This window comes from Mesorhizobium album, from assembly GCF_033977205.1.
Taxonomy (GTDB): Bacteria; Pseudomonadota; Alphaproteobacteria; order Rhizobiales; family Rhizobiaceae; genus Mesorhizobium; species Mesorhizobium album.
In genome coordinates, this window is sequence record NZ_JAVIIW010000096.1 from 1 (window position 1) to 4824 (window position 4824).

4 protein-coding genes and 2 pseudogenes are annotated in these 4824 nt (G+C 60.6%); all 6 read right to left on the bottom strand.

Features of this window, described 5'->3' with window-relative positions:
- Positions 1 to 270 (bottom strand): annotated as a pseudogene (locus tag RFN28_RS34185) (protein GlxC); the annotation flags it as partial.
- 5 nt (positions 271 to 275) lie between these two features.
- Positions 276 to 1172, bottom strand: coding sequence for a class II glutamine amidotransferase (locus RFN28_RS34190; protein ID WP_320291530.1), 897 nt, complete (start codon positions 1170 to 1172; stop codon positions 276 to 278).
- Between the two features lie 297 nt (positions 1173 to 1469).
- The gene (locus tag RFN28_RS34195; protein ID WP_320291533.1) at positions 1470 to 2144 is read right to left on the bottom strand and encodes a helix-turn-helix domain-containing protein; all 675 of its coding nucleotides are present in this window, start codon (positions 2142 to 2144) and stop codon (positions 1470 to 1472) included.
- 187 nt (positions 2145 to 2331) lie between these two features.
- On the bottom strand, positions 2332 to 3636 hold the full coding sequence (locus RFN28_RS34200; RefSeq protein ID WP_320291531.1) for a glycerate kinase type-2 family protein: 1305 nt from the start codon (positions 3634 to 3636) through the stop codon (positions 2332 to 2334).
- On the bottom strand, positions 3636 to 4604 hold the full coding sequence (locus RFN28_RS34205) for a 2-hydroxyacid dehydrogenase (RefSeq protein ID WP_320291532.1): 969 nt from the start codon (positions 4602 to 4604) through the stop codon (positions 3636 to 3638). The genes RFN28_RS34200 and RFN28_RS34205 overlap by 1 nt, the downstream gene beginning before the upstream one ends.
- Before the next feature lie 51 nt (positions 4605 to 4655).
- Positions 4656 to 4824, bottom strand: a pseudogene (locus RFN28_RS34210) (succinate--CoA ligase subunit alpha); the annotation flags it as partial.

Genomic DNA, 4824 nt, shown 5'->3' on the forward strand with positions numbered 1-4824 from the left:
ATGCACGGTGATGGTGCCGCCGGCATTCATGCCGGCGCAATAATAGCCGACGCTGCCGCGCACATCGATGCTGACCGGCTGGTCGACGCCGACGGCGACGGAATGGCTGCCTTTCGGGTTGAGCACTTCCCAGGCGGTCTCGTTCGAGCCCGAGCCGAGATTGTGCAGCGCCTGGTTCAGCTCCCGCAACGACTGCTGGCCGAGGTCGAAGACACGCGGCGCGAAGTTCACTTCACGCGAAGGCGCCGTGGCAACATTAGAAATATTCATGATCCTCAATGCTCCCAGAAATAGACGGTGGACGGCTCCGGTTCCCAGACCCTGGCTTCCTCAATGCCGGGCAGGTTGGCCAATGCGCGGTACTCCGAGCCGAAGGCGACATACTGGTCGGTCTCGGCCATGACGGCGGGCTTGCAGGCGATCGGGTCGCGCACCACGCCGAAGCCGTTCTTGGTGCCGACGACGAAGGTGAAAAAACCGTCGAGGTCGGAGAGGCTGCTTTGCAGCGCCTCGCCGAGATTCTGCCCGTGAGCGATCTTGGACGAGAGGTAGGCTGCCGCGACTTCGGTATCGTTCTCGGTCTCGAAGCGCATTCCGTCTCGGATCAACTCGCGGCGGACATTGTTGTGGTTGGACAGCGAGCCGTTATGCACCAGGCACTGGTCCGGGCCGGTCGAGAAGGGATGCGCGCCCAAGGTGGTGACTGCGGACTCGGTCGCCATGCGCGTGTGGCCGATGCCGTGGCTGCCGCTCATCCTGGCGAGATCGAACCGCTTGACCACGTCGGCAGGCAGGCCGACTTCCTTATAGATCTCGATCGCCTCACCGGCGCCCATGAGGCGCACATTTGGGCGCAGTTCGCCGATCGCGGCGCGGGCTTCCTCGAGCTTGTCGGCAGGGACATCGAGGACGGCGTGGGTGGACTTCACCGTCGACGAGACCTTGGCTCCGATCTTCTTGCTGAGTTCGGCTTCGAGCCCTTCGAAATCTGCCTTGGGAGCCGACGACTGAATGGTGATCTTGCCGCGCCCGGCCGCACCGCTGTCATAGATAGCTATGCCGGCGCTATCCGGGCCTCTGTCGGTCATTGAGACCAGCATTTCCGACAGAAGCGCGCCTAATCTTGGTTCAAGCGATTTTTCTTTCAGGAATAGCCCTACAATCCCACACATGCCGTCACCTCCATTGGCTGTTACCTAAGAATGGAGGCTAGCAGGTTCCCTATATCAATTCAACTGGTAGGAATTTTTTTTTCCTGTAGAAAAACACGGGCCGTCGGGTGGAGTGGCTTAGGCCGGTGCAACCGTTTGGAATCTCACCGGCCTGCCGGACGCGCTCGGCATCTTCGGCAAGGCCGGTCAACACAATGAGACAAGAACGACGGAGCTAATCCGAGCGGCAGAGCGAGTCACGCGCCAACGCGCACTGCAAGTGAAGAATGGTCCGTAATAGATGAACGGCGAATTACGTCAGCCGTTTCCGCGCCCGTGGGGATAGGAGATGATTGACAAATATCGTATCGGCAAATGCGTCAATTCTTCGGGACCGTGCGGTGCGTCGGCGTCGAAAAACAAACTGTCACCCGGCGTCATCCGGTAAAGATTGTTGCCATGGCGGTATACGACTTCGCCTTCCAGCATGTAGAGGAATTCCATACCGTCGTGCTGGAAGGTCGGGAAGACGTCGGAGTCTTCGGTCAGTGTGATGAGATAGGGTTCGACAACAACGCCGCTCGAATCCGAACCGATATGACCCAGCAACGTATACTGGTGCCCGGCGCGCGTGCCGCGCCGTTCGACGTCCACGCCCGATCCCGCCTTGACGAAGACGGCCTTCCGCTCTTCTTCAAAGCGACGAAAAAATGCGGTCACCGGCACGCCTAGCGCGCGCGATAGCGCCTGCAGCGTGGTCAATGATGGCGAGGTGATGCCATTCTCGATCTTGGACAGCATGCCGATTGAAAGGCCCGTGGTGCTTGCGATATCGGCAACGGTTATGCCTAATTTCTTGCGAAAGGCGCGAACCTCGTGGCCAATCGCGACCTCAAGCACGTTCTCGCGGGTGTCACGAACCGCGTGGGGGTCCTGACTGAGAGGCTTGCCACGCGGCGGTGGCGGCGGGCTGACGATCACCGGTCCCACCATCTTGACTGCGGTGGGCGCCTTGCCGCCATTCTTCACCGCCTTTACCGCCTGCATTTTACCTACCTTAGCCGTCGCCATATTCACTGCCGTTTGCTGAATCATTTTACCAACAGTAAATATTTTCAGCTGGAGATACAACGCAGGATTGGCGAGGAGGCGACGCCCGGGCGCCTCAAGGCTGCTGAGGCTATTGCATCAGCAGTATTTGCAGGTCGGCGACATTTGTTCCGGTAGGCCCCGTCAGAAGCAAATCGCCTGAAGCCGTCAATGCAGGGTAGGAATCGTTGTTGTTCAGATGGGCTTCTGGCTTGCAGCCATGCCGGCGCATCCGTCCTGTTGATCCGGGATCGACAAGCGCGCCCGCCGCGTCAGTCGGCCCGTCCCGACCGTCGGTGCCACCACTCAGAAAGGCCCAGGGCCGCCAGATCGGTTGTCGTTCATTGAGAAGGGCAAACCGAAGAGCCAGTTCCTGGTTGCGCCCGCCTCTCCCGCTTCCGCGCACTCTGACGGTCGTCTCTCCTCCGGCGACGATTGCCACCGGCCCTTCTTGTCTCGCCGTGGACAGGGCCAGGTGGTGAAGGGCAAGGGCGGCCTCCGCAACATCTCCGCTCAGCCAGTCGGCGGCCTTGATGACCGTGCAATAGTGCTCTTTGGCGCTATCCATCATGCGCTGCAGGCTGATGGCGTTGCTGCCGATCACGACATTTTCGACATGATCGAAGCTCGTACATGCGCGATCTTCGCCAGCGCCCAGAAAGTCCAGTCGCCTCCGCAAGCTCCGGGGCAACGACTGAAGCAGGTTGTGACGTCGAAGAACGATGACGGCGTCGGAAACGCCGGTCGCGGGCTTTGCTGTGGGCCCGCTAGCGATCGCGGCGACATCGTCGCCGGGCACATCCGAGAGTATCAGCGACAGCGTCCTGACACCTGAGGTCAGTTCCGCGAGACGCCCGCCCTTCAGTCTTGAGAAGATCTGCCTTACGGCATTGATCTCGGAAATGTCCGCGCCACAACGAACCAGGGCTTCGTTGAGTGCTACCTTGTCGGCAAGCGAAATGCCCGGCGCGGGCGCGCAGACGAGGGCTGAGCCCCCGCCACTAATCAGCAGCAGCACGAGGTCTTCGGGCGACGCCGAGCGCGCGGCCTCTTCAATCGCCCTCCCGCCTCTGAGGCTTCCCTCATCTGGCAGTGGATGACCGCCGACAATGATCTCAATACCCTCGATGTCCAACACGTTTTCGCGATTGGTGACCACGCATGCCCTGCGCAGTTTGTCCCCGACGAAACGCAGTGCCGCCCCTGCCATCAGGCACGCCGCTTTGCCCAAGGCAATCAGGACGATGCCGCGAGCGCCGGCGATGTCGGACTCTCTCGCTTTCAAGGCGGACGCGACCGCCGCCTCGGGATTGGATGCGGCGATAGCTTGGCGAAACAGATCGAACGCGTGTGTCCGCAGCTCGCCCCAGCAGGAAGCCGAGCAGTCGAGGCTCATCACACGACCCGATCCGGCACCGGGCGCCCGTCGAAAAATGCGACCAGGTTCTCCACCGCCCGCATTCCCATGGCGACACGGGTTTCTTTCGTTGCACTGCCGAGGTGCGGCAACAGCACCACATTCTCCATATGCCTAAGCTGCTCTGGAATTGCAGGTTCGCCGTCAAAAACGTCGAGCCCTGCACCGGCGATCCCGCCGCGGCTTAGCGCTTCAATCAAGGCGTTTTGGTCGACCACATCACCGCGGGCGGTGTTGATGAGAAAAGCACCACGCTTCATCGCAGCCAGGCGGGAAGCGTCGATAAGGTGCCGGTTCTCAGCGCCACCAGGGCAGTGGAGCGACACGAAGTCTGCCTCTGCCAGCACCTCCTCCACGCTCGGCAACTGCCTGGCTCCAATGGCAACGATTTCTTCGTCGTCCACTTTCGAGCGATTGTAGAAGATCACGTTCATGCCGAAGCCGAACCGCGCGCGTCGGGCCGTCGCTTTGCCGATCCGGCCCATTCCGATGATTCCAAGTGTTTTGCCGGAGACCTTCGTGCCGATCATGTGCGTCGGACACCAACCCGGCCATTCGCCGGCGCGCAGCTGACGTTCACCCTCGCCTGCACGACGGGCCACCGAAAGTATCAGACACATAGCGATGTCGGCAGTGCAATCGGTAAGCACGCCAGGAGTGTTGGTAACCACGATGCCATGCTTGTGTGCGGCATCGGTATCGATGTGACTGAAACCGACGCCGAAATTGGCGATGACCTTGGTTCTGATCTTGTGATCAGGGAAGACAGACGCCGACAAACGATCACTGACAGTTGGCAAGATCGCGTCGAAATCCCGGAACGCTGCCCTGAGTTCGTTGGAGGTCAGCGACGAATCATGCCGATTGAATGTTGTGTCGAACCGCTCAGCAAGGATCTGCTCGACAGTCGCAGGCCAGCGACGCGTGACGATAACGCGTGGTCGCATCTGAATTCCCTTATCAAACGGACGGATGACGGTAAGCGCCGCTTCAGAAGCTCAGGCGACCTTTTTCCGTTGCCCAAGAACATTCGCGATGGTCGAGCCAAATGCAGCCGGCGTCGGCACGATGACGACGCCGGCGTCTTTCAGGATCTCGACCTTCTCCTGTGCCGATTCGCCGAAGGCCGAGATGATGGCGCCGGCATGGCCCATGCGCCGGCCTTTC